We start from the raw sequence: 23,682 nt of genomic DNA on the forward strand, positions 1-23,682 counted from the left end.
CTCAGCACACCGAGTCGCGCGTTCCAGCACACCGGAGCGTCAGTCCAGCAACTGGTCGACTCGCACGGAGCGGCGCGCGGCCGCGAGGTGCTCGGGCAGCACCCGGCCGAACAGCTGGCGGGTTCGCTCGACGCTGCCGACCACGCCGGGCCGGGCGCTGTAGGCGAAGATCGCGGTATGGCGCGCCGCCTCGCCCCCGACCGCGGTCACCCGGTGCAGCGCGTAGCGACCCTTGAACAGCTGGAGGTCGCCGGGGCGCAAGGCGAGTCGGTGGACCAGGTGCTCGCCCGAGCCGGTCAGCACGGACCGCACGGTGTCGAGGTTCTCCTCGTCGGCGGACCGGATGTTCGGGCAGTACTCGAAGACGCCGCCGTCCGCCGCCCGCTGGGTCAGCAGGCTGACCGTGTACTCGTTGGTGTCGAAGTGCCACGGGTGTGACTCGCCGGGCGCCACCACGTTGAGGCACAGCCCGGCCAGCGGGTCGGCGAGCTCGTGGATCAGCGACATCTCGAAGCAGTCGGCGACGAACCGCTGGAACGACCGATGGACGTACAGCGAGTGGATCACGGCGTCGGTCGGGATCCGGTCCCTGGGCACGAACGCGTTGCCCCGGCGCGCGCGGATGCAGCCGGGATGGTCCGCCGGCAGTGGGGCGTCGAGCGGCAGGTTGTATGCGTTCACCGTCTCCACGATGTGGTGCGCGGACCGGGCCATCGCCGCGCCCTCAGTCCGCAGCGTGTCGACCAGCGACGGCGCGATGAAGTCGGGCAGCACCGCGCAGCCGCGTTCGCGCAGTGCCAGCCGGGCATGGAAAACTAGGTCCCGCCATTCCGCGCTGCCTGGCCTGGTCAGCGGGTACCGGGCGGTGTTCAGCAGCGAGTCGATCTCCCGAGTTCGGGGCACGGCGGGATCCTTCTGCTGGAGGGCGGCCCGCGTTCCCTTGCCGAAGGCCCGTGGGCGCGCCCGTCGGACGGCAGGATGAGGATGATCAGCGATCAAGACTACTCGACGCGCACGTTCGGAAACGAGGATTCGCTTCCTCGGGTGCCCTTGCCGGACCTGGACAGCAGCTGCGAGTGGTTCCTGGACTGGTGCGCGCCGCTGCTGACGGCGGAGGAGCTGGCCGAGACCCGGGCGGCCGTGGATGAGTTCCGGGCGGGGCCGGCCGGGGCGTTGCAGGCGGCGCTGGAGCGGTATGACGCCGAGCCGGGCGTGCACAGCTGGTTGGACACGTTCTGGCCGTACCGGTACCTCGGGCGGCGGGACCGGATCGCGCTCAACGCGAACTTCTTCTTCCTGTTCCAGGACGCGGACTCCGGCCCGAGTACCCAGCTCGACCGGGCCGCGCGGCTGGTGGCCGAGGCGGTGCGGCTCAAGCTCCGGCTCGACGAGGAGCGCGTCCCCCCGGTGGTGCTGCGCGACCGGCCGCAGACGATGGAGCAGTACAAGTACCTGTTCTCCACCACCCGCATCCCGGGCGTCGAGCGGGACACGGTGCGCGCGCCGTACACCGAGGACTCGCCCGGCCCGTCTCGGGCGCGGCACATCATGGTGCTCGTCAACGGGCGGATGGTGCGGCTGGACGTCCAGGATCCCGCCGGCCGCCCGTACCCCGAACCGGCGCTCGCGGCCGCCCTGCGCCAGGCCCAACAAACCGCTCGGGAGGCGCCCGCCGGCCCGTCGGTCGGGCACCTGACGACGCTCGCGCGCGCGGACTGGGCCCGGTGCCGCGCCGAGCTGCTCGCGCTCGACCCGGCCAACGCCGACGCCCTGGACGCGGTGGAGACCGCGCTGTTCTGCCTGTGCCTGGACGATGTCACGCCCGGCGACGACCTGGAGGCCTGCGACGAGCTGCTGCACGGCGGCAGCGGCAACAGGTGGTACGACAAGGCGCTGTCGCTGGTGGTGTTCGCGGACGGCCGGGCGGGCATCAACGTCGAGCACTGCGAGCTGGACGGCACCACGATCCTCGCATTCGTCGACGCCATCCTGGCCGGCGAGGGCGAGCCCCCCGAGCGGCTCGCCGAAGGCCGCCCGGACGCAGCGCTCGTCGAGTTCGCGCTGGACGACGGCCTGCGCGCGGCGATACACGACGCCGACGCCTCGTTCGCCCGGTTCGTCGCCGACACCGCCTCGACGGTGGTGCGCCTTGACGACTTCGGCGCCGAGACCGTCAAGCGCCTCGGCATGTCGCCCGACGCGTTCGTCCAGATGGCCTACCAGCTCGCGCACCACCGCGCCAAGGGCCGGCTCGGCGCGACCTACGAGTCCATCGCGACCAGGCAGTGGCGCCACGGGCGTACCGAGGCGATGCGGGTGGTCACCCCGGAGGCGGTGGCGTTCGTCGCGGCGATGGAGGACGACGACGCCGACACTCGCCACGAGGCGTTCGCGGCGGCCGCGGCAGCGCACGTCGCGCGGGCCAGGGACTGCCAGCAGGGGCGGGCGCCCGAGCAGCACCTGTGGGAGCTGGAGCTGATCGCGCGCCGGCGAGGCGCCGAACTGGGCGTGACCGAACCGCTCGCGCTCTACTCCTCACCGGGCTGGCGGATCATGCGGGACGACTACCTGAGCACCAGCTCCGCGCCGTCGACCAACATCGAGTACTTCGGCTTCGGGTCCACCAGCAGCCGGTGCATCGGCGTCGCGTACGTGCTGCTGCCCGGCCGGCTGCACATCTACCTCAGCACGCCGCGCCCGGTGGCCGACCAGATGGCCGTCTTCGCCGACGAGCTGCGCCGCGCGATCGCCGAGCTGGTGGCGCTGCGTCAGTCCATGGTGAACGGGTCGTAGTGGATCTGGTCCAGCGGTGTCCCGGCGACGAGCATGCGGGACACCGTGGCCCGGATCATCCCCGGCGAGCCGCAGACCAGCACGTCGTGGTCCTGCCACGCGCCGTAGCGGGTGACCACGTCGGGTAGCGTGCCCAGCTCGGCGCCCTGGCCGGTGTCGTCCTCCTCCACCACCGGCACCACGTTCAGCCACGGGTTGGTGTACGAGAGCTGGCGCAGGCTGCCGAAGTCGTAGAGCTCCTCCCAGTTGCGGCCGCCGACGAACACCTTGGTGAGCGGGTTCTCCCCGTACTGGGCCATCTCCTCCAGGATCGCCTTGATCGGCGCCGCTCCGGTGCCGCCGACCACCATCAGCTGGTTGCGGCCGGACTGGCGGTCCACGCTCATCCGCCCCATCGGCGGCCCGATCCGCCAGGTGTCGCCGCGCTCGGTGTGCGCCACGATCGCCCGGCTCACCCAGCCGCCCTCGACCGAGCGCACGTGGAACTCGATGATGCCGTCCTCGCGGGGGGCGTTGGCCGGCGAGAGGTAGCGCCACAGCCGGGGCCGGCGGGGCGTCTCCACGCTCAGGTACTGGCCGGCCCGGTACGGGACGGGAGCACCGGTCTGCACCTGGACGATGGCCACATCCCAGCTCAGCCTGCGGTGGTTCACCACCCGCGCCAGCCAGGACGCCGGCCCCTGCTCGGCCTCGGCGGCCGCGCTCATGGCGTGCGAGATGTACTGGTAGGCGCCGGTCCAGGCGTCGGCGACCAGCGGCGTCCAGCCGTCGCCGGCGTACGTCTTGATCGCACTGAGCAGCGCCGTCCCGACCGCGTTGTAGTGCTTCGCGATCACCCCGAACTTGCGGTGGTCACGGCCGAGCTGGGTGAGGAACGGGATGAGCTCGTCCGGTCGGTCCACCATCTGGACCACGTGCACCAGCGCCCGGAGCAGCCGGCTCCGCTGCACCTGCATGTTCGCCGGGAACAGCTCGCGCGTCTCCGGGGCCATGTTGAACAGCACGGCGTAGAAGTGCTTGGAGAGCTCGTCGGCTTGCGACTCCACCGCGGCGAAGCTGGTCCGGATGAGGTGCACCATCTCGGAGGCTTGCGCCTGGGTCGGCCGTACCGGCGGAAGGTCGGTCAGGGGTTCGGCGCTCATCGTCTGCGGCTGGCTCTCTCCTGGGGAAGCGGCGACGCGGGGGTGTCGCGCCGGTTCGTCGGGGGGCGAATGTCCGGCAGGGCGACCTTAGAACGAGTCACTCGCCGTTCACCGTTCCCTTCACTCGATCGGGGGGTTCGGATCTCCGATGGTATTAGCCCGCCTTGCCGTTGAGCGCAGAGGGTATTACTTCACCGACCCGGAGGTCACGACTCGGACTCGGCATGGCACCGTGTTGGGTGTGCCATTCGACACGACGCGCTACCTGACGTCACCCTCGGTGAGCGCCCGCCCGCCAGTCTCCTCATCCCGGCCGGCCGTGCCGACATTCACCCCTCGTGGGGAACCGACCGCGGCGTCCGGCGGACCCGACTCCACCACGCAGCCGGTGGCCCCGTCGCCGATGCCCACGCCTCGGCCGTCCCCCCGGCCGTCCCCGGTTCCCCGGCCGTCGTCGCCGGGCTCTCGCGGCGAGCACGAGCTGCAGTGCGCCTTCCACACCGAGGACCGGGCCGCCCGGTTCTACGCCGACCAGGTGCGCGACCGGCTGCTCCCGGCGATGGTCGAGTTCGTGGGGCGGATGGAGATGGCGTTCGTGGCCACCTCGGACTCCGGCGGCGAGTGCGACGCCTCGCTGCGCGCCGGGCCGCCCGGGTTCATCCAGGTGCTCGACGAGCGGCACGTGGCGTACCCGGAGTACCGGGGCAACGGCGTGCACGCCAGCCTGGGCAACATCACCGAGAACCCGCACGTCGGGCTGCTCATGGTCGACTTCGAGCGGGACCTGATCGGGCTGCACGTGAACGGGCGGGCGCGGATCGTCGCGGACGAGGAGCTGCGCGCGGCCCACGCGGGCCTTGGCGTCGACGACACGCCGGGCCGGCGCGCCGAACGGTGGGTCGTGGTCGAGGTGGAGGAGGCGTACATCCACTGCCGCAAGCACATCCCGAGGATGGCGAGGGTGCACGACCGGCGGGACTGGGGGACCGACGACCCCGCGCGCAAGGGCGGTGACTACTTCGGCGCCAAAGCCGAACGGGCGGCCGAGGCGAACGGCCATGGCGGCACGAGCGGCCATACGAACGGCCACGGTGGCGGTGCGAACGGGCACGGTGGCACGGCGGAGCGGGCGGACGGTCCGCCGCGTGGGCCGTTCCCGTCCACCACGCACCTGCCGGCGGGGGCCGCGACCGCCCGCCCGCTGCGGCCCGCGCCGAAGCCGGCTCCGCCGCCACCCCGGCGACGTTTTCGCTGGCTCGGGTCCTGAGGTCCGTGCCATGGTGAGGGGCCGTGGAACGGGGGAGTGGCGAGATGGTCGGCTTCGACACACCGCACTCGGCGCAGATCTGGAACTACTGGATGGGCGGCACGGACAACTATCCGGTGGACCGCGCCGCCGGTGACGCGTTCGCGGCGACCTACCCGGCGATCGGCTTCCAGGTCAAACAGTCACGCCAGTTCCTGATCAGGGCCGTGCGGCACCTCGCCGGCGAGTGCGGGATCCGCCAGTTCCTGGACATCGGCACCGGCCTGCCGACCATGGAGAACACCCACGAGGTGGCGCAGTCGGTGGCGCCGGACTCGAAGATCGTGTACGTCGACAACGACCCGCTGGTGCTGGAGCACGCCCGCACGCTGCTCACCAACACCACGCCCGAGGGCGTGACGGTCTTCCTCGACGCGGACGCACACGACCCGGACGCCGTGATCGCGGACGCGCGCAACGTGCTCAACTTCAACGAGCCGATCACCGTGCTGTACATGGGCATCCTCGGGCACGTGCCCGAGCTGGACCAGGCGCGCGCCATCGTGGCCCGGACCATGGCGGCCACCGTGCCCGGCAGCTACCTGGTGCACTGGGACAGCACGAACACCAGCGAGGCCAGGCGCCGGGCCACCGCGAACTACAACAAGACAGGGGCCGTGCCCTACAACCTGCGCGCCCCCGACGAGATCGCCCGGCTGTACGAGGGCCTGGACGTCCTCGAACCGGGCGTGGTGTCGATCTCCCAATGGCGCCAGCCGGACACCGGCGTCGGCCTGGTCGACGCGTACGGCGCGGTGGCCCGCAAGCCGGCGGCCTGACACGCCGACCCCGTCCGGACCGAGCATATTTGATCACGGTCCGGGCAGACTGACCGATGAGGCGCCGAACCGAAAACTGACTTGAGCGGAACAGACTCAAGTTTTCTGACGTTAGGTCTAGCGAGACACCCGAAAGACTGCTCGGAGGACCCGCGAGGATGGACTCGTTCAACCCCACCACCAAGACGCAGCAGGCCGTGTCCGCGGCGGTTCAGGCGGCCACCCTCGCCGGCAACCCGGACGTCGGCCCCACCCACCTGCTCGGCGGGCTGCTGGCCCAGGCCGACGGCATCACCACCCCGCTGCTGGAGGCCGTCGGCGCCGACCCGGCGCAGGTCAGGGCCGAGCTGACCCAGCTGGGCAACCGCCTGCCGTCCGCCGCCGGGGCCACCGTCAGCGCGCCGCAGCTCAACCGCGACGCGGTCACCGCGCTGACCGCCGCGCAGAACCTGGCCACCGAGATGGGCGACGAGTACGTCTCCACCGAGCACCTGCTGGTCGGGCTGGCCGACGGCCGTGACCCGGTCGGCCAGCTGCTGCAGCGGCACGGGGCGACGGCGGACGCGCTCAAGGAGGCGTTCACCAAGGTGCGCGGCTCGTCCAGGGTGACGAGCCCGGACCCGGAGGGGACCTACCAGGCGCTGGAGAAGTACGGCGTCGACCTCACCGAGCGCGCCAAGGCCGGCGACCTGGACCCGGTGATCGGGCGCGACACCGAGATCCGCCGCGTGGTGCAGGTGCTGTCCCGGCGGACCAAGAACAATCCGGTGCTGATCGGCGAGCCCGGCGTGGGCAAGACGGCGATCGTGGAGGGCCTGGCCCAGCGGATCGTGGCCGGCGACGTGCCGGAGTCGCTGCGCGGCAAGCGGGTGGTCGCGCTGGACCTGGGCTCGATGGTGGCCGGCGCGAAGTACCGGGGCGAGTTCGAGGAGCGGCTCAAGGCCGTGCTCAAGGAGATCACCGAGAGCGCCGGCCAGGTCATCACGTTCATCGACGAGCTGCACACCATCGTCGGCGCCGGCGCGACCGGCGAGGGTGCCATGGACGCCGGCAACATGATCAAGCCGATGCTCGCGCGCGGTGAACTGCGCATGGTCGGTGCGACCACTCTGGACGAGTACCGCCAGCGCATCGAGAAGGACCCGGCGCTGGAGCGGCGGTTCCAGCAGGTGCTGGTCGGCGAGCCGTCAGTGGAGGACACCATCGGCATCCTGCGCGGGCTCAAGGAGCGCTACGAGGTGCACCACGGCGTGCGGATCACCGACACCGCGCTGGTCGCCGCCGCCACTCTCTCCGACCGGTACATCACCGCGCGGTTCCTGCCGGACAAGGCGATCGACCTGGTCGACGAGGCCGCGTCCCGGCTCCGGATGGAGATCGACTCGCGGCCGGTGGAGATCGACGAGGTGGAGCGCGCGGTGCGCCGCCTGGAGATCGAGGAGATGGCGCTGGCCAAGGAGGACGACCCGGCCTCGGCCCAGCGGCTGTCCTCGCTGCGCGCCGAGCTGGCCGAGAAGCGGGAGGCGCTGTCCGCGCTGACCGCCCGCTGGCAGAACGAGAAGACCGCCATCGAGTCCTCCCGGGAGCTCAAGGAGCAGCTGGAGACGCTGCGCGGCGAGTCCGAGCGGGCCGAGCGGGACGGCGACCTCGGCAGGGCCGCCGAGCTGCGCTACGGCAAGATCCCGCAGCTGGAGAAGGAGCTGGCCGCCGCCACCGAGCTGTCCGCCAAGAAGGAAGAGCTGATGCTCAAGGAGGAGGTCGGTCCCGACGACGTGGCCGACGTGGTCTCCGCCTGGACGGGCATCCCGGCCGGCCGGCTCCTGGAGGGCGAGACCGCCAAGCTGCTGCGCATGGAGGACGAGCTCGGCAAGCGGGTGATCGGCCAGGGCGAGGCGGTGCGGGCCGTCGCGGACGCGGTGCGCCGGGCGCGCGCCGGGGTGGCCGACCCGAACCGCCCGACCGGCTCGTTCCTGTTCCTCGGCCCGACCGGCGTGGGCAAGACCGAGCTGGCCAAGGCGCTGGCGGAGTTCCTGTTCGACGACGAGCGGGCGATGATCCGCATCGACATGTCCGAGTACTCGGAGAAGCACAGCGTGGCCCGGCTGGTCGGCGCCCCGCCCGGGTATGTGGGCTACGACCAGGGCGGCCAGCTCACCGAGGCGGTCCGCCGCCGCCCCTACTCCGTGGTCCTGCTCGACGAGGTGGAGAAGGCCCACCCCGACGTGTTCGACGTGCTGCTCGCCGTGCTCGACGACGGCCGGCTCACCGACGGCCAGGGCCGGACGGTGGACTTCCGCAACACCATCCTGGTGCTCACCTCGAACCTGGGCTCGCAGGCGCTGGCCGACGCCGGCCTGGACGAGACGGAGCGCAAGGACGCGGTCCTGGCGACCGTCCGTACCCACTTCAAGCCCGAGTTCCTGAACCGGCTGGACGACATCGTGGTGTTCCACGCGCTGTCCACCGAGGAGCTGACGTCGATCGTAGACATCCAGCTCGGGCTGCTCGGGCGGCGGCTGTCCGCGCGGCGGCTCACCCTGGACGTCTCCGAGGGCGCCCGCGAGTGGCTGGCCATCAACGGCTTCGACCCGGTGTACGGGGCGCGGCCGCTGCGCCGGCTGGTGCAGTCCGCGATCGGTGACCAGCTGGCGAAGGCGCTGCTGGCCGGCGAGATCTCCGACGGCGACACCGTGCGGGTGGACCTGAACGGCTCGATGCTGGACACCGCCTCCGGCCTGACCGTGGGGCGCGGGGTCAGCTAGTCGTAGGCGAGGCTGGCCAGATCGAGCTCGAACGGGAACGGCTTGGTAGTGCGGAACGTGTCTGTCACCTCGCCGTCGTCGGCGTATCCCAGTTCGCCGGCGAGGTGACAGACAAGCATGCTGATTGGGTCGGAAAGGTCGACGATCCAGTAGTGCGGGATGCCGGCGTCGGCGTACTCCTCGCGTTTGATTCGTCGATCCATCCGGCCAGATCCGGGTGAGATGATCTCGGCGACGAGCAGGACATCAGACGCGCGCACTGCGCCGCCTCCCTGATCCACCTGCCGCATCGCCTCGGCCCGAGCCACCGTGATGTCCGGCGCGCGCACGAATCCGGGCTTGTCAGGCGGCGCCAGCTCGAGGTTCAGATCGATCTCCGCAAGCGCCCGATAGCCTTGGGGCAATGCCGCTCGGATAGCGGCCAGCAGGACGTGTGAGGCCTCCATGTGCTTCGGCACTGGGCGAGGGGCCATCATCAGCTGTCCTTCAACCAGTTCGGTTCGATATTCGGTTTCGCCGAGCTCCAGGTACTCGGCGACGGTGAGCAGCCGGCGGGGCCATTGCTCCGGTGGTCCGAGCGGCGCGGCGGTCATGTCGGCAAGTGTGGCACGGTGCCCCGACGGTTCAGGTCAGGCGCGAGAGGTCCAGTTCGAACGCGAACGGCTCGGTGGTGCGGAAGGTGCCGGTCACCGTGTGCTCGGCGGTGACCGAGACCGTGCCGGAGATGTCCACGATCCAGTAGTGCGGGATGGCGGCGTCGGCATAGTCGGTGCGCTTGTGGATCCGGTCGGTGCGCTCCGACTCGGGCGTGACGACCTCCACGACCAGCACCGCGTCCGCCGCCCGGAGCAGGCGGCCCTCGTCGCGCACCCGGCGGCGCGCGCCCGCCCTGATCACCATGATGTCCGGCCGGCGGACCGTGCCGGGCTCCCCGGCCGACGCCAACCCGAGGTCGAGGTCGGTGTTGACCAGCACCTCCAGCCCGGGCGGCAGCGCGGTGTAGATCGCCATCGCGAGCTGGGACGAGGCCACGTTGTGGTCCAGCGAGGAGCTCGGGCAGAACAACAGCCGGCCCTCGACCAGCTCGGTGTACCCCGGCTCGACCTCACCCAGCGCGGCGTACTCCGCGACCGTCAACAACCCCGTCGGCACTTCCACAGGCGCTGCGCGCATACCGCCAAGCATGGCCGAGGGGACCGACAAGAACTGGCGGGATGGCGGAGCGCGAGTTACGGTCAAGGCTCAACTTCAGATCGCGGGAGCTCGCGCCGCTAGCGGGCTGAGAGGGCGACTGGGTGCATCTGCGCACCCCGGTGTCGCCGACCGCACGAACCTGACCGGGTAATGCCGGCGTAGGGAGGAATCGCCATGACAGCGCTCGACGACCGTACGGTCACGCCCACCGTCACCACCGGACCCATCCAGGGCTCGCGCAAGGTCTACGTGGACGGACCGGACGGCATCCGGGTGCCGGTGCGACGGGTCGACCTGACCAACGGCGAGCACTTCGACCTGTACGACACCTCCGGCCCGTACACCGACGACACCGCGACCGTCGACGTCCGAGCCGGCCTGCCGAAGCTCCGCCAGGCGTGGATCGACGCGCGCGAGCCGATCGACGGCGCCGCCACCCAGCTGGCCTGGGCGAAGGCCGGGATCGTCACCCCGGAGATGCGGTTCATCGCCCTGCGCGAGGGCGTGGACACCGAACTGGTCCGTGACGAGGTCGCGCGCGGCCGCGCGGTGATCCCGTCCAACCGCCGCCACCCCGAGTCCGAGCCGATGATCATCGGCAAGAAGTTCCTGGTCAAGATCAATGCGAACATCGGCAACTCCGCCGTGACCTCCTCCATCGAGGAGGAGGTGGAGAAGATGGTCTGGGCCACCCGGTGGGGCGCGGACAACGTGATGGACCTGTCCACCGGCAAGAACATCCACGAGACGCGGGAGTGGATCCTGCGCAACTCCCCGGTGCCGATCGGCACGGTGCCGATCTACCAGGCGCTGGAGAAGGTCAAGGGCGACCCGGCGAAGCTGTCCTGGGAGGTCTACCGGGACACCGTGATCGAGCAGTGCGAGCAGGGCGTCGACTACATGACGGTGCACGCCGGCGTACTGCTGCGCTACGTGCCGCTGACCGCCAAGCGGGTCACCGGCATCGTGTCCCGGGGCGGGTCGATCATGGCGGCCTGGTGCCTCGCGCACCACCGGGAGAGCTTCCTCTACACGAACTTCGAGGAGCTCTGCGAGATCCTGCGCACCTACGACGTGACGTTCTCGCTGGGTGACGGGCTGCGGCCGGGCTCGATCGCGGACGCCAACGACGAGCCGCAGCTGGCCGAGCTGCGCACCCTGGGCGAGCTGACCCACCTCGCGCGCTCCCGCGACGTGCAGGTCATGATCGAAGGCCCCGGCCACGTGCCGATGCACAAGATCGCGGAGAACGTCCGGCTGGAGGAGGAGTGGTGCGGCGAGGCGCCGTTCTACACCCTCGGCCCGCTGGCCACCGATATTGCGCCCGCTTATGATCACATTACCAGCGCGATCGGCGCGTCGATCATCGCGCAGCACGGCACCGCGATGCTCTGCTACGTCACGCCCAAGGAGCACCTCGGCCTGCCCAACCGGGACGACGTGAAGACCGGCGTGATCACCTACAAGATCGCCGCGCACTCCGCCGACCTGGCCAAGGAGCACCCGCACGCGCAGTCCCGCGACGACGCGCTGAGCCAGGCGCGGTTCGAGTTCCGCTGGGAGGACCAGTTCAACCTGTCGCTGGACCCGGACACCGCGCGGAGCTTCCACGACGAGACGCTGCCCGCCGAGCCGGCCAAGACCGCGCACTTCTGCTCCATGTGCGGCCCCAAGTTCTGCTCCATGAAGATCACCCAGGACGTCCGCGAGTACGCCGAGAAGCACGGTCTCACCAGCGTGGAGGCCATCGAGGCGGGTATGGACGAGAAGGCGCACGAGTTCGTCGAGCAGGGCGAGCGGATCTACCTTCCGATAGCTGGAGACTGACATGCCGCTTCAACCGGTTGGGGTGACCCCGCCGGCCGCGATGACCATCGCGGGGACCGACTCCGGCGGGGGTGCGGGGGTCGCGGCCGACCTGCGCACCTTCGCCACCTGCGGGGTGCACGGGTGCGTCGCCGTGTGCGCGGTGACCGTCCAGAACACCGTGGGCGTGACCGACTTCCACCCGATCCCGCCGGAGACGGTGGCCGCCCAGATCGCCTCGGTGGCCGCCGACATCGAGCTGCGCGCGGCCAAGACCGGCATGCTGGCCTCGGCGGAGATCATCACCGCCGTGGCGGAGGCCTGCGACGACGCGGGCATCGGCGCGACGGGGAGAACCCCGCTCGTGATCGATCCGGTGGCCGCGTCCATGCACGGCGACCAGCTGCTCGCGGACTCCGCGCTGGAGGCGTTCCGCACGCTGCTGTTCCCGCGCGCCACGGTGATCACGCCGAACCTGGACGAGGTGCGGCTGCTGATCGACATCGACGTGCACGACCGGGCGGCGCAGTACGAGGCGGCCAAGGTGCTGCACGCGCTGGGCCCCCGGTTCGTCCTGGTCAAGGGCGGCCACCTGCGTGAGGACACCGACGACTGCGTGGACCTGCTCTACGACGGGCACTCGTTCACCGAGCTGCCGGGCCCTCGGTTCGAGACCGGCAACACGCACGGCGGCGGCGACACCATGGCGGCGGCCATCGCGTCCGGGCTCGCGCGCGGCATGACCCCGCCGGAGGCGGTGGCGTTCGGCAAGCGCTACATCGTCGAGGCGGTGCGGAACGCGTTCTCGCTCGGCGCCGGCCACGGCCCGGTCTCCCAGCTCTGGCGGATCAGCACCGAACCCGTGTGACGACGGCGATACAGTGAGGTCATGTCTATCGAGCTCGCCGACCTCCCCGAGGATGTCGCCGAGGCCTACCGAGTCCGTGCGGAGTTGGTCGGCTCGCCGCTGGAGGAGTACCTGAGGGACCAGCTCATCGCGCAGATCCGGCGGCGCCGGGAGAAGACCGAGGCGATGACCGCGGTGCAGGAGGTTCTGGACCGGCAGGAAGGTCCCGGCCCTAGTACCGAGTGGATCGTCGACACCATCCGCGAGATTCGAGGTGACTGAGTTCGTCGTTGACGCTTCGGCCGCCGTCAAGGGGCTGATCGACAACGGCACGCTCGGACGCGTCATCCGGCAACGGATGACGACCGCGACGTGCCACGCGCCGCATCTGTTGGACGCCGAGGTTGGCAACGTGCTCCGTCGTGCCGAGCGCGTTGGAAAGATCGACGAGGACGAAGCCCGGACGGCGCTTGCGGCATTGCCCAGGGTGATCGACGAGCGTTACCCACACACCGGCCGATTCGCCGAGTTGGCGTGGGAGATCCGGCACACGATCAGCTTCTACGACGGGCTCTACGTCGCGCTCGCCACCGTGCTGGAGCTGCCGCTGCTCACCTCGGACGTTCGGCTGTCCAAGGCGCCGGGGCTGAGCTGTGAGGTCGAACTGGTCGCCTGAGCGGTCGGGCGCGCGCCGAGGTGTCCGGCGTGGTCGAATAGGCGGGTGCCACAGTTCGCGTTCGAAGGCACCGCTCCCACCGTCGACGGGTCGGCCTGGATCGCGCCCACCGCGACCCTGATCGGTGACGTTCGGGTGGAGGCGGAGGCGTCGGTCTGGTACGGGGCCGTGCTGCGCGGCGACTTCGGCCCGATCATCGTGCGCGCCGGCGCGAACGTGCAGGACAACTCGGTGCTGCACGGCGCAGAGGACCCGGTGGTCGTCGGCCCGGGCAGCACCATCGGACACCTGTGCGTGGTGCACAACTGCGTGATCGGGACCGAGTCGGTGATCGGCAACGGGGCCACCGTGCAGGACGGCGTCCGGATCGGGGACCGTTGCCTGGTCGGGGCCGGCGCGCTGGTGGCGCCGAACACGGTGGTCCCGGACGGGCAGCTGGCCCTCGGCGCGCCGGCCACCGTGCGCGGGCCGCTGACCGAGTCGGCCGGCTGGTGGGTGCGTTCCATCCCGGGCATCTACCGCGAGCTGGCCGTGCGGCACCGGGCCGGGATCGTGCCGGTCGAGCCGTCCTCGTCCGTGAACGCCGAGGCCACCGACGGCGTGCCGCCGCGATGAGGTTCTACGCCGAGCTGCCCGGCCGGTGCGTCCGGCAGCTGTTGGCGGACGGGCTCGCCGCGGGCTGGCTGGCCGGGTTCGGGTGGCTGGCCTACCAGGCCCGCGAGCTGGTGCTGCGGCTGCGGGCGCCGGCGTCCGGGCTGGTCGACGCGGGTGGCACGGTGGGCGACACGTTCGCCGGGGCCGCGCGCACCGCCGCCAAAATGCCGCTGGTCGGTGAGCAGCTGGCCGAGGCGTTGCGCGCCGGTGAGGCGGCCGGCCGCTCGCTCACCGGCTCCGGCCAGCAGCAGCTCGAACTGGTCAGCACGGTGGCCGCCTGGACCGCGGTGCTGATCGTGATCGTCGGGGTGTTGCCGCCGCTGACGCTGTGGCTGCCGCTGCGGGTGCACTACGCCCGGTCGGCCGGGGCAGCGGTGGCCAGCAGGGAACACGACGCCGACCTGCTGGCGCTGCGCGCGCTGACCCGGGTGCCGGTGCGCCGGCTGCGCACGGTGGCCGACGATCCGGCGGCCGGCTGGCGGCGGGCCGACCCGGAGGTGATGCGCGGCCTGGCCGCCCTGGAGCTGCGCCGCCTGGGCCTGCGCTCGCCCCGCCTCACCGGACGGTGATCGTCTTGGTGTCGGAGAACGGCGGGCGCCCCTCGCCGTCGGAGACGTCCTCCTCGGCCACCCGCACGGTGTAGACGCCGGGCTCCAGTGTCACGGTGAACGAGTACGGGGTGAGCGTGAACGCCTCGCCGGCGGTGGCGGCCCCGTGCCGGACCACCGTGTCGCCCTCGAGCACCTGCCAGGTCACGTTCGCCTCGAAGGTGGCCGCCTCGCCGCTGACCCGGACCGTGCGGCCGACCACCAGCCCGTTCGCCGGGTTGTCGATCTGTACCGGGGCGCGGACGGCATGCGGGTCGGCCCGCTCGACGGGCGCGGAGATCGGCACCTGGCCCCACAGCTTCTCGGCGCGCCGCCCGTCGAGCAGGATCCGCACCGGGTCCGTGGAGCCGAGCGCGCCCTGCACGGTGTACACCAGCTGCTGCGCGCCCAGCCGGGCCAGCTCAGCGGTCGGGTTCGCGCCCCCGCCGGCCGCCGGGGGCGAGAGGTCCACGGTGATCACCTTGGCGGCATGCTGGACGGGCGCGCGCAACGTCCAGCCGGCCGGCCATGCCGAGCGGTAGTCAGGGTCGTCACCGGTGTCGCGGGCGAGCAGCTCGCGGACGGCGGCCGTGCCGGGGTCGGGGTCGGCGCGCACCGAGTGGAACTCCCGGTACAGCCGCGCGCCCATCACGTAGTAGACGGGCACCGCCTCACCGGCCGGCGCGGCCGAGGAGGGTGGGGCGGGGCTCGGCGTCGTGCCCGCCGGCGGATCGCTCCGGTGACCGCCGCACCCGGCCAGCAGCCCGGCCACGAGAAGCCCGGCCACCAGGGTGCAGTGCCGACGCATGTCCCAGGTGTACCCGACCGGCCCGGCCTCGCGGCGCAGGCAGGCCGCGGGGTGACACAGCCAGGTGACGGCTATGCGGCGCCGTGCTCGTCGACCCGGCCCGCCGGACGCGAGGCCGTGCGAGGGGTCACCGCCGCGAGCTTGGCGCCGGGCCGGGTGTCCTCGAAGTCCTTCTCCCTGCCCTGCAGCGCCGAGGCCAGCGCGCCGATCAGGGTGAGCACCAGCGCGGCCAGGAACGCCTCGAACAGCCCGTGCTGGAAGGGCCCGGAGATCAGCCGGGGGAAGAACTCCTTGCCGGTCAGCGTCGCCACGGCGCCCGGCGGCAGGTGCGCGAGCACGCCGCTGGGCGCGAGCAGCTCGTGGATCGGGTTGTAGCCCAGGAACGCCGCGAACAGGCTGCCCACCGGCGGCAGCCCGGCCACCTGCCCGGCGACCGCGTCCGGCACGCCCTGGGCGGTCAGCCCGGCGCGCAACGTGGTGGGCAGCGTGCTGGCCAGCCCGACCACCATGAACGTGAAGAACACCCCGATCGACAGCGCCCCGCCGGAGTTGAAGAACGTGGCCCGCATCCCCGATGCCGCACCCCGCTGGCCGGCCGGCACCGCGCCCATCATCGCCGACGTGTTCGGCGAGCTGAACATCCCGGAGCCGACGCCGTTGAGCACCAGCAGCAGCGCGAACAGCCAGAACGGGAAGTCCACCGGGATCACCATCAGCCCGACCATGGTGGCCGCCACGATGAGCAGCCCGCCGGTGGCGAACGCCCGGATCCCGAACCGGTCGGACAGCGCCCCGCACACCGGCCCGGAGATCAGGAAGCCGATGGTCAGCGGCAGCAGGTAGATCCCCGCCCACAGCGGCGTGGACTCGAAGTCGTAGCCGTGCAGCGGCAGCCAGATCCCCTGCAACCAGATGATCAGCATGAACTGCAGCCCGCCCCGGCCGATGGACGCCATCAGCCCCGCGACGCTGCTCAGCGCGAACAACCGGTCCCGGAACAGCTCGATATGAAACATCGGCTCGCGCACGCGGGTCTCCAGCACGCAGAACGCCACCAGGATCGCCACCCCGCCGATCACCCCGGCCAGCACCCACGGGTTCGTCCAACCCGTCGGGTGCCCGCCGTACGGGTTGATGCCGTACACGATCCCCGCCAACAGCACGCCCAGCCCGACCGCGAACGCGAGGTTGCCCGGCCAGTCCAGCTTGCCGGCCCTGCGCTGGCCCAGCTCGTGCAGCGAGCGGTACGACCACAGCGCGCCGACCACCGCGATCGGCACGCTCACCCAGAACACCGCGCGCCAGTGCCACTCCGCGAGCACCCCGCCCACCACCAGCCCGAGGAACGAACCCGCGATCGCGGCCACCTGGTTCGTGCCCAGCGCCATGCCCCGCTGGTGCGCCGGGAACGCGTCGGTCAGGATCGCCGTGGAGTTGGCGAACAGCATGGCGCCGCCGATGCCCTGCACCACCCGCCAGCCGATCAGCCACAGCGCGCCCGCGCCGCCGTCGAACGGCTCCAGCGCGAGCGCCACCGAGGACAGCGCGAACACCACGAAGCCAAGGCTGTAGATCTTGACCCGCCCGTACATGTCGCCCAGCCGGCCCAGCGTGACCACCAGCACGGCGGACACCAGCATGAACCCCATGATCATCCACAGCAGGTAGCTGATGTTGCCGGGCGCGAGCGGGTCCAGGCCGATACCCCGGAAGATGGCCGGCAGCGAGATCAGCACGATCGAGGAGTTGATGGTGGCCAGCAGCATGCCCACCGTGGTGTTGGACAGCGCCACCCACTTGTAGCCGGGATGGTCCCTCGACCATCGACGCGGAGACGAGGCGGGTCGTTCGGTGGCGCTCTCGGGCATGCACGTCCCCCTGCTAGGTCGTTAGTTCGCCAAACATATTAGTTGTAGAACACAACGATCACCACCCCGTTGAGCGACACCTCACGTTCGAGCGCGGAGCCGCACGTTGCACCCGTTGTCCTCTACAGTCGCGGCGTGACGTGGGACGCCACCCGTGAGGCCCAGGTCGACCGCCTGGAGGAGCAGCTCGGGTTGTTCCACCGGCGGTCGCGGCGGTTCCTGCGCAGCTTCGCCTCCCGGGTGCACCCGGAGATGGACGCCGGCAGCTACGCCGTGCTCCTGGTGATCGCGCAGGCCGCGCCGGTGCGGCTCAACGAGCTGGCCGAGGAGTTCGGGCTGGACAAGTCGACGATGAGCCGGCACGTGTCCACGCTGATCCGGCTCGGGCTGGTGCACCGCGACCCGGACCCGCTGGACGGGCGCGCGTTCCTGCTCCGCCCGTCCCCGGACGGACGGCACCGGCTCACCGCCGCCACCGCCGCCCGGCGCGTCGAGTGGCGCGGCCGGCTGGACGGGTGGAGCACCGAGGAGCTCGCCGACCTCGTCGCCGGCCTGGTCCGCCTCAACTCCGACCTGGACACGTTCTGAGGTTGCTCACAACCGGCCGTCGCTGAACCGTTGCACCCTGGCCGGCGGCTAACATCGCAGCGCGTGACGGCTTCTCTGAACCGTGCCCGCGTCCGCGAGTTCGTCGAGCGTCCGAGGTTCCAACACGCCATCATCGCCGTGATCGTGGTGAACGCGATCACCCTGGGCCTGGAGACCTGGGCGGCGCTGGCCGACGACCTCGGCTGGCTGCTGTTCCTGGTCGACAGGGCCGTGCTGGTGATCTTCGTGGTCGAGCTGGGGCTGCGGCTCTACGCGCACGGCTGGCGGTTCTTCCGCGACCCGTGGAGCGTGTTCGACTTCGTGATCGTCGCGATCGCCCTGCTGCCGGTGACCGGGGAGTTCGCCGTGCTGCGGGCGCTGCGGATCCTGCGGGCGCTGCGGCTGATCTCGGTGGTCCCGAGCATGCGCCGGGTGGTCGGCGGCCTGCTCGCCGCGCTGCCCGGCATGGCGTCCATCGCCGCGCTGCTGTCCCTGATCATCTACGTGGCCGCCGTGATCGGCACCAAGCTGTTCGGCGCGGCCGCCCCTGAGTACTTCGGCACCCTCGGCCACACCCTGTTCACCCTGTTCCAGACCATGACCGGGGAGGGCTGGCCGGACGTCGCCCGCGAGCTGATGGAGAAGGTGCCGCTGGCCTGGATCTTCTTCGTGATCTACATCCTGGTGTCGTCGTTCATGGTGCTGAACCTGTTCATCGCGGTGGTGGTCAGCGCCATGGAGGGCCAAGTGATGGCCGAGTCCCGCGCCGAGGAGGCCGCGCACGCCGCCGAGGAGCAGATCGCCAACCGCGAGATCCTGGCCGAACTCCGCGAACTCCGCGCCGAGGTCGCCGCCCTCCGGGGGGTGCCGGTTCGCGACCCGTGAGTGGTTAGCGTTGCTATGACAACGCTAACCACTCACGGGTTGTCCACGGCCGGGCTGGAGGCCTGGGCCCAGTAGCGGCGGGGGATGCGGCCGGCGAGGCGGGCGGCGCGGCCGGCCTCTACCGCGAGCTTCATGGCGTGCGCCATGCGTTCGGGGTCGCCGGCGCGGGTCACGGCGGTGGCCAGGAGCACGGCGTCGCAGCCGAGCTCCATGGCCTCGGCGGCCTCGGAGGCGGTGCCGATGCCGGCATCCAGGATCACCGGTACGCTGGCCGCCTGGACGATCATCTCGATGTTGTGCGGGTTGCGGATGCCCAGGCCGGTGCCGATGGGCGAGCCGAGGGGCATCACGGCCGCGCAGCCGGCCTGTTCCAGCTTGCGGGCCAGGACCGGGTCGTCGTTGGTGTAGGGCAGCACGGTGAAGCCGTCGGACACGAGCTGTTCGGCGGCGTCCAGCAGCTCGATCGGGTCCGGCAGCAGGGTGCGCTCGTCGGCGATCACCTCGAGCTTGACCAGGTCGGTGTCCAGCGCCTCGCGGGCCAGCCGGGCGGTCAGCACCGCGTCGGCGGCGGTGCGGCAGCCGGCGGTGTTGGGCAGCGTCTGGATGTCGAGCTGGCGGAGCAGGTCGAGCACGCCGGTGCCGGTGGCGGCGTCGATGCGGCGCATGGCCACGGTGGTCAGCGCGGTTCCGGACGCGACCAGCGCGCGCTCCAGCACCGCCAGGTTGTGTGCGCCCCCGGTACCCATGATCAGTCGTGATGCGATCTTGTGGCCGCCCACGACCAGGGGCTCGTCGTTCTCGGCGGTGCCCCAGGTGGTCTCGGTGGTTCCCAACTCAGCCTCCTTGCACGGCGGTCAGTACCTCGATGCGGGCCTCGGCGGCCAGCCGGCGCTCGGACCAGCCGGCCCTCGGCACCACCTCGCCGTCGACGGCGACGGCCACCCCGGCCGCGGGTGCGCCCATCGCGGCCAGCGCGTCGGCCACGGTGGCCGGCTCGGGCACGTCGTGCGGGTCACCGTTGATCCAGACTCGCATCGGTTACCTCCTGACGGTCGTCTCGGTGAGCAGCCTGGCCGGGTCGGCGGCCGCTACCGGTTGCGGTACCGGGTCGCCGGACAGCAGCGCGAGCACCGCGCCGGCGGTGAGCGGGGCGAGCAGCATGCCGTTGCGGTGATGCCCGGTGGCCACCATCACCCCTGGCGCTTTCGGGCCCAGCCAGCCCAGCAGCGGCAGGTTGTCCGGGCTGCCCGGCCGCAGCCCGGCCGCGGTCTCCACCAGCGCATACTCCGCGATGGCCGGGACCACCCGCTCGGCGTCGCGGAGCAGGTCGCGGACCCCGGCGACCATCGGCTCGGTGTCGAACCCGGCCTCGTACTGGGTCGCGCCGAGCACCAGCCCGCCGCCGTCGCGCGGCACCAGGTACACCGGCCGGCCGTCCACCACCGCGCGCACCGTGCGGCCCGGCGGGGGCAGCGCGCCACGGCGGTGTCGCAACCGCAGGATCTCGCCCTTGACCGGGCGGATGAGGCCGTCCAGCGCGGGGTGCAGGCTCGCGGAGTGCGCGCCGGCGGCGACCAGCACGGCGTCCGCTGCCAGCGTGCTCCCGTCGTCCAGCTCGACGGCCGGTCCGTCGGTCACTCGTGCCGCTCGACGCGTGACGAACCGCGCGCCGGCCTTCTCGCCGGCGGCCCGCAGCGCGGACAGCAGCGCGCGGTTGTCCACCGCGAGGTCGCCCGGCACGGACAGCCCGCCCCGCACGTCAGGGCCGATGGCCGGCTCCAGCGCGCGCAGCTCGCGGGCGGTCAGCCGGTCCACCTGGCGTCCGAGCCTGGCCAGGAAGCCGGCCACGTCGTCGAGCTCGGCCCGGTCCCCGGCGGCCGCGGCGACCACGACGGTCCCCTCGGTGCGCAGCCCGGCCGGGGCACCGGCGGCCTCGGTCAGCTCGGCGGCGAACTCGGGCCAGCCGCGCAGCGAGGCGCTGTCCAGCTCCAGCAGGGCCTCCTCGCCCGGCCACGCCTCGGTGACCGCCGCGAGCATCCCCCCGGCGACCCAGGACGCCCCGCTGGCCGGCGCCGGATCGACCACGTCGACCCCCCAGCCGGCCCGGGCGGCGCGCCACGCGCAGCTCATGCCGATCACGCCCGCGCCGACGATCGCGAGCCTGCCTGGACTTGGTGCTTGGTTTCCTGTCATCACTCCCGCTCCCTGCGCCGGCATGACCCGGATCAGGTTCGACGGTCGGGACCGCGACAGTCCCCTCTCAGCCCGCTGCGAGTCGGGCTCCCGTGCGTAACCACACCCCAGTTTACGCCCCGGCGCCCGCGCGGGTGCGGACATGAGATTTCCGGCACGGGGCGCTAGCGTCGAGCCCGTGCCCGACCTGGACCCCGAGAAGCTGCGCGCCCGGCTGGCCGACGCCAGGCTCTACCTGTGCACCGGCGCCCGCCGGGACACCCGTGACCTGGCCGAGTTCGCCGACGCGGCGCTGGCCGGTGGGGTGGACATCCTGCAGCTTCGGGACAAGTCGGACGCCGGCGCCCCGCTGGAGGCGCGCGAGGAGATCGCCGCCCTGGAGGTGCTCGCCGAGGCCTGCGCGCGGCACGGTGCGCTGCTCGCGGTGAACGACAGGGCCGACGTGGCGCTCGCCGTGGGCGCCGACGTGCTGCACCTCGGCCAGGACGACCTGCCGGTGTCGTGGGCGCGGCGGATCCTCGGCGACGGGCCGGTGATCGGCCGGTCCACGCACGCCGTCGACGAGGCGGCGGCCGCGGCCGTCGAGCCCGGCGTGGACTACTTCTGCGCCGGGCCGGTGTGGCCCACGCCGACCAAGCCCGGCCGCCCCGCGCCAGGGCTGGACCTGATCCGCACGGTGGCCGCGACGGGCACCGCCCGGCCGTGGTTCGCCATCGGCGGCATCGACAGGGACGCGCGGCTGGACGACGTGCTGGCGGCCGGGGCGCGCCGGGTCGTGGTCGTCCGCGCGATCACCGAGGCGCCCGACCCGACGGCCGCCGCCCGCGCGCTGGCCGACCGTCTCCGTCCGTAGCCCCGCGAGGTCAGCGGTCGGGTTGCTGGAGCAGGCCGCCGGAGCCCTGCTGGCCGAGCCCGGGCAGCAGCGGTTGTGAGCTCGGCTCGGTGCGCTGGGACCTGCTGGGCTTGGACGACTGCGAGGGGAGCAGGTCGTCCAGGTGCGAGCGGCGTTCCTCGCTGGGGTCGGTGGAACGGTCCGAGTCCCGGGAGTCGTCGGAGCGCCGCGAGCTGTGCGAGTCCCGCGAGTCGCCTGAGTCGTCCGAGTCGTCGTGTGAGCTCTCCGAGCTCGGCGTGGTCACGCTGGGCCGCTGCACCGGGTCCTGGCGGGGCGGCGGGGCCTTCGGTACGAGCACCCGCCCGACGCTGGTTCCGCTGGTGCCTCCGGAGATCGGCGAGCCCTTGGCCCACTCGACCCCGGTGACCAGCGCCAGGCCCACCGCGAAAATGATCACCGTGCCGGCGATCAGCAGCTTCACCGAGCGGCGCCTCGGCCGCTTCGGCGGGTCCATGTGGACGGTCTCGGCGTCGAACGGGTTGGACCCGGCGGCGCCGGCCGCCGCGGTGGACTTGGCCGAGCTGGTCGGGTCGTCAGGGCGGCCGGTGACCTGGCGCACCTTCGTCTTCACCGAGTCCCGGGTGCGCTCGATGGAACGCTGGTAGATCGTGGTGCTGACGGTGGTGGCCACGGATCCGAGCGCCGCGCCCGCGACCGTGCCGAACGCGCCGAAGTAGGAGCCGAGGACTGCGGACGTGGCGGCGGCCATGCCTCCGGCGAGCACCTTGCTCATCGTCAGCTCGGCCTTGCTCGTCGACTTGGCGGCGTCCTCGGCCGCCGGTGCGTTCGGATCGGGCGCCGTCGGCTTGAGCGGGGCGGGTCCGAACGGCACCGGCTGTGCCCGGTTCGCCGGCCAGGGCCGGGGCGCGGGGATGCCGCCGACCGGGACGCGGTTCGGCCCCGGTGGGGGTGGCATGACGGGGCGACCGAGCGGCCGGTTTGCCGAGGGGCTCGGGCGGTTGGAGGGCGGGTTCGGCCGGTTGGTCGGGGTGGGCGGGCGGTTGGACGCCGCGGCGGGCCGGTTGGGGCGAGCGGCCGGACGGTTGGCCTGCTGGCCCGGCCGGTTGGTGAACGCGGCGGCCCCGTTGGTCGGTGCGCCGGGCGGGGCCGGTCGGTTGGCGGGCGTGTCCGGCCGGGGCTTGGGCCGGCCCGAGGGCTGCCGTGGCGGCCGCCGTCCTGGCGGGATCTTGAGGGTCGGTTCCGCGCCGAGTTGGGGCATGAGCGCGGTGTGGTCCGCGTCCTCGGCCGCCGAGGCCGTGTCGTCTTCGGATTCGGCTTCCGGCTTGGGCTCGGGCTTGGGCTCGGGCTTCGCGGACGAGGACGTGTCGCTCTCGGGGTCCAGGTCGGGCGCGGCCGGCAGGGCGTCGTCCGGATCCGCCGAGGACGTCGTCTCGTCGTCGGGGTCCGCGCCGGGCGCTCCCGGTTGGTCCGGTTCCGACCGCTCGGGATCGCTGCCCGCCGTTGGCTCCGGAGCGTGCGAGGGCTCAGCCTTCGGTCCGGCGGCCGGCTCGGAAGCGGCTTCAGGCTCGGCTTCGGCGGTCGGTTCGGACTCGGCCTCAGGCTCGGACTCGGACTCGGACTCGGACTCGGCTTCGGGCTCGGGCTCGGCGTCCGGCTTGGGCTCGACTTCCGGCGCGGACTCGGCCGCTGACTCGGGGGCGGCGGCGGTCGCGGATTCGGGAGCCCGTTCCGGCCGGGCGCGGTCGTCCGAGCTCTCGGCCTGGGTGGGGATGTCCGTGTGCGGCCGGTCGGCCGCTGTCGGGTCGGCGGTCGGCGGGGTGTCCGTCATCGCCGTGGTACGCGGAGACCTCGCCTCGGCCCCGCTGGTGGATGGGACTTCTGAGCCGGGTTTGACGGTCATAGCTCCAGGTGCCGGTGGAGAGCGTAGGTAAGTACTCGGGG

The 23,682-nt window shown here is 72.1% G+C and carries 23 protein-coding genes and 1 riboswitch; of the genes, 13 read left to right on the top strand and 10 right to left on the bottom strand.

Features of this window, described 5'->3' with window-relative positions:
- Positions 1-39: 39 nt before the first annotated feature.
- Positions 40-903 carry a HalD/BesD family halogenase gene (locus N912_RS0124520; RefSeq protein WP_028924461.1) on the bottom strand — a complete coding sequence of 288 codons (864 nt, stop codon included), beginning with the start codon at positions 901-903 and terminating at the stop codon, positions 40-42.
- Positions 904-978: 75 nt separating this feature from the next.
- Between N912_RS0124520 and N912_RS0124525 the strand changes: the two genes are divergently transcribed.
- Positions 979-2,793, top strand: a complete 1,815-nt coding sequence (locus N912_RS0124525) for a choline/carnitine O-acyltransferase (protein WP_156993956.1) — start codon at positions 979-981, stop codon at positions 2,791-2,793.
- Here the strand turns inward: N912_RS0124525 and N912_RS0124530 are convergent.
- A complete protein-coding gene (locus N912_RS0124530; protein ID WP_245645406.1) occupies positions 2,769-3,935 on the bottom strand; it encodes a globin domain-containing protein in 1,167 nt (388 codons plus the stop codon). The genes N912_RS0124525 and N912_RS0124530 overlap by 25 nt on opposite strands.
- 388 nt (positions 3,936-4,323) lie before the next feature.
- Here N912_RS0124530 and N912_RS54400 point away from each other — a divergent pair, with 388 nt between their 5' ends.
- The 3 genes from N912_RS54400 to clpB all read left to right on the top strand — a co-directional run bounded on the left by N912_RS54400 (position 4,324) and on the right by clpB (position 8,782).
- Complete coding sequence (locus N912_RS54400) at positions 4,324-5,202, top strand: pyridoxamine 5'-phosphate oxidase family protein (RefSeq protein WP_245645407.1); 879 nt, start codon at positions 4,324-4,326, stop codon at positions 5,200-5,202.
- A gap of 23 nt (positions 5,203-5,225) precedes the next feature.
- The gene (locus N912_RS0124540) at positions 5,226-6,020 is read left to right on the top strand and encodes an SAM-dependent methyltransferase (RefSeq protein WP_245645408.1); all 795 of its coding nucleotides are present in this window, start codon (positions 5,226-5,228) and stop codon (positions 6,018-6,020) included.
- A 158-nt stretch (positions 6,021-6,178) separates the two neighbouring features.
- Positions 6,179-8,782: an ATP-dependent chaperone ClpB gene (gene clpB / locus N912_RS0124545; protein ID WP_028924465.1), complete on the top strand. Its 2,604-nt coding sequence runs from the start codon at positions 6,179-6,181 to the stop codon at positions 8,780-8,782.
- Here clpB and N912_RS0124550 read toward each other — a convergent pair.
- A complete protein-coding gene (locus N912_RS0124550) occupies positions 8,779-9,375 on the bottom strand; it encodes a Uma2 family endonuclease (protein ID WP_028924466.1) in 597 nt (198 codons plus the stop codon). The two genes, clpB and N912_RS0124550, sit on opposite strands and share 4 nt — an antisense overlap.
- A 31-nt stretch (positions 9,376-9,406) precedes the next feature.
- Positions 9,407-9,940, bottom strand: coding sequence for a Uma2 family endonuclease (locus N912_RS0124555; RefSeq protein WP_425415311.1), 534 nt, complete (start codon positions 9,938-9,940; stop codon positions 9,407-9,409).
- Between the two features lie 210 nt (positions 9,941-10,150).
- On the opposite strand from N912_RS0124555, the gene thiC reads away from it, so the two are divergent.
- The 6 genes from thiC to N912_RS0124585 are packed head-to-tail and all read left to right on the top strand — an operon-like array spanning position 10,151 to position 14,528.
- Positions 10,151-11,803: a phosphomethylpyrimidine synthase ThiC gene (thiC, locus tag N912_RS0124560; RefSeq protein WP_028924468.1), complete on the top strand. Its 1,653-nt coding sequence runs from the start codon at positions 10,151-10,153 to the stop codon at positions 11,801-11,803.
- Between the two features lies 1 nt (position 11,804).
- Entirely contained in the window at positions 11,805-12,650 is an 846-nt protein-coding gene (gene thiD / locus N912_RS0124565) for a bifunctional hydroxymethylpyrimidine kinase/phosphomethylpyrimidine kinase (RefSeq protein ID WP_028924469.1), read from the top strand.
- A gap of 21 nt (positions 12,651-12,671) precedes the next feature.
- Positions 12,672-12,911 carry a hypothetical protein gene (locus tag N912_RS0124570; protein ID WP_028924470.1) on the top strand — a complete coding sequence of 80 codons (240 nt, stop codon included), beginning with the start codon at positions 12,672-12,674 and terminating at the stop codon, positions 12,909-12,911.
- Complete coding sequence (locus tag N912_RS0124575) at positions 12,904-13,305, top strand: type II toxin-antitoxin system VapC family toxin (RefSeq protein ID WP_028924471.1); 402 nt, start codon at positions 12,904-12,906, stop codon at positions 13,303-13,305. The genes N912_RS0124570 and N912_RS0124575 overlap by 8 nt, the downstream gene beginning before the upstream one ends.
- A gap of 45 nt (positions 13,306-13,350) precedes the next feature.
- Positions 13,351-13,920, top strand: coding sequence for a gamma carbonic anhydrase family protein (locus tag N912_RS54405; RefSeq protein ID WP_051580720.1), 570 nt, complete (start codon positions 13,351-13,353; stop codon positions 13,918-13,920).
- Positions 13,917-14,528, top strand: coding sequence for a hypothetical protein (locus N912_RS0124585; RefSeq protein WP_028924472.1), 612 nt, complete (start codon positions 13,917-13,919; stop codon positions 14,526-14,528). Before N912_RS54405 ends, N912_RS0124585 begins: the two co-directional genes overlap by 4 nt.
- Here the strand turns inward: N912_RS0124585 and N912_RS0124590 are convergent.
- A complete protein-coding gene (locus N912_RS0124590; RefSeq protein WP_028924473.1) occupies positions 14,515-15,354 on the bottom strand; it encodes a Gmad2 immunoglobulin-like domain-containing protein in 840 nt (279 codons plus the stop codon). The genes N912_RS0124585 and N912_RS0124590 overlap by 14 nt on opposite strands.
- A 71-nt stretch (positions 15,355-15,425) precedes the next feature.
- Positions 15,426-17,222 (bottom strand): MFS transporter, encoded by a 1,797-nt coding sequence (locus tag N912_RS54410; protein WP_084211157.1) that lies wholly within the window; start codon positions 17,220-17,222, stop codon positions 15,426-15,428.
- Between the two features lie 135 nt (positions 17,223-17,357).
- On the opposite strand from N912_RS54410, the gene N912_RS0124600 reads away from it, so the two are divergent.
- Both N912_RS0124600 and N912_RS0124605 read left to right on the top strand, forming a co-directional pair.
- On the top strand, positions 17,358-17,810 hold the full coding sequence (locus tag N912_RS0124600; RefSeq protein ID WP_028924474.1) for a MarR family winged helix-turn-helix transcriptional regulator: 453 nt from the start codon (positions 17,358-17,360) through the stop codon (positions 17,808-17,810).
- 63 nt (positions 17,811-17,873) lie between these two features.
- Positions 17,874-18,695, top strand: a complete 822-nt coding sequence (locus N912_RS0124605; RefSeq protein WP_245645410.1) for an ion transporter — start codon at positions 17,874-17,876, stop codon at positions 18,693-18,695.
- A 32-nt stretch (positions 18,696-18,727) separates the two neighbouring features.
- Here N912_RS0124605 and thiG read toward each other — a convergent pair whose 3' ends face one another.
- The 3 genes from thiG to thiO form a co-directional block, all read right to left on the bottom strand.
- On the bottom strand, positions 18,728-19,528 hold the full coding sequence (gene thiG, locus N912_RS0124610; protein ID WP_037066270.1) for a thiazole synthase: 801 nt from the start codon (positions 19,526-19,528) through the stop codon (positions 18,728-18,730).
- 1 nt (position 19,529) lies between these two features.
- A complete protein-coding gene (thiS, locus tag N912_RS0124615) occupies positions 19,530-19,730 on the bottom strand; it encodes a sulfur carrier protein ThiS (RefSeq protein WP_028924477.1) in 201 nt (66 codons plus the stop codon).
- Between the two features lie 3 nt (positions 19,731-19,733).
- Entirely contained in the window at positions 19,734-20,888 is a 1,155-nt protein-coding gene (gene thiO, locus N912_RS0124620) for a glycine oxidase ThiO (protein WP_028924478.1), read from the bottom strand.
- Positions 20,881-20,992: riboswitch (TPP riboswitch) on the bottom strand. Its footprint overlaps the gene before it by 8 nt.
- Before the next feature lie 74 nt (positions 20,993-21,066).
- Between thiO and thiE the strand changes: the two genes are divergently transcribed.
- Positions 21,067-21,741: a thiamine phosphate synthase gene (gene thiE, locus N912_RS0124625; protein ID WP_028924479.1), complete on the top strand. Its 675-nt coding sequence runs from the start codon at positions 21,067-21,069 to the stop codon at positions 21,739-21,741.
- A gap of 10 nt (positions 21,742-21,751) precedes the next feature.
- Here thiE and N912_RS63710 read toward each other — a convergent pair whose 3' ends face one another.
- On the bottom strand, positions 21,752-23,569 hold the full coding sequence (locus N912_RS63710; RefSeq protein WP_028924480.1) for a hypothetical protein: 1,818 nt from the start codon (positions 23,567-23,569) through the stop codon (positions 21,752-21,754).
- Between the last annotated feature and the right edge of the window lie 113 nt (positions 23,570-23,682).

The organism is Actinospineispora acaciae DSM 45401 (assembly GCF_000620785.1).
In the GTDB taxonomy this organism is placed as follows: domain Bacteria; phylum Actinomycetota; class Actinomycetes; order Mycobacteriales; family Pseudonocardiaceae; genus Pseudonocardia; species Pseudonocardia acaciae.

Excerpts from the sequence above, each read along its gene's own strand:
- N912_RS54410 (WP_084211157.1), bottom strand. The coding sequence starts at position 17,222 with ATGCCCGAGAGCGCCACCGAACGACCCGCCTCGTCTCCGCGTCGATGG.
- thiO (WP_028924478.1), bottom strand. The coding sequence starts at position 20,888 with ATGACAGGAAACCAAGCACCAAGTCCAGGCAGGCTCGCGATCGTCGGC.
- N912_RS0124590 (WP_028924473.1), bottom strand. The coding sequence starts at position 15,354 with ATGCGTCGGCACTGCACCCTGGTGGCCGGGCTTCTCGTGGCCGGGCTG.
- thiS (WP_028924477.1), bottom strand. The coding sequence starts at position 19,730 with ATGCGAGTCTGGATCAACGGTGACCCGCACGACGTGCCCGAGCCGGCC.
- N912_RS0124570 (WP_028924470.1), top strand. The coding sequence starts at position 12,672 with ATGTCTATCGAGCTCGCCGACCTCCCCGAGGATGTCGCCGAGGCCTAC.
- N912_RS0124525 (WP_156993956.1), top strand. The coding sequence starts at position 979 with ATGAGGATGATCAGCGATCAAGACTACTCGACGCGCACGTTCGGAAAC.
- N912_RS63710 (WP_028924480.1), bottom strand. The coding sequence starts at position 23,569 with ATGACGGACACCCCGCCGACCGCCGACCCGACAGCGGCCGACCGGCCG.
- thiC (WP_028924468.1), top strand. The coding sequence starts at position 10,151 with ATGACAGCGCTCGACGACCGTACGGTCACGCCCACCGTCACCACCGGA.
- N912_RS0124530 (WP_245645406.1), bottom strand. The coding sequence starts at position 3,935 with ATGAGCGCCGAACCCCTGACCGACCTTCCGCCGGTACGGCCGACCCAG.
- N912_RS0124585 (WP_028924472.1), top strand. The coding sequence starts at position 13,917 with ATGAGGTTCTACGCCGAGCTGCCCGGCCGGTGCGTCCGGCAGCTGTTG.
- N912_RS0124550 (WP_028924466.1), bottom strand. The coding sequence starts at position 9,375 with ATGACCGCCGCGCCGCTCGGACCACCGGAGCAATGGCCCCGCCGGCTG.
- clpB (WP_028924465.1), top strand. The coding sequence starts at position 6,179 with ATGGACTCGTTCAACCCCACCACCAAGACGCAGCAGGCCGTGTCCGCG.
- thiD (WP_028924469.1), top strand. The coding sequence starts at position 11,805 with ATGCCGCTTCAACCGGTTGGGGTGACCCCGCCGGCCGCGATGACCATC.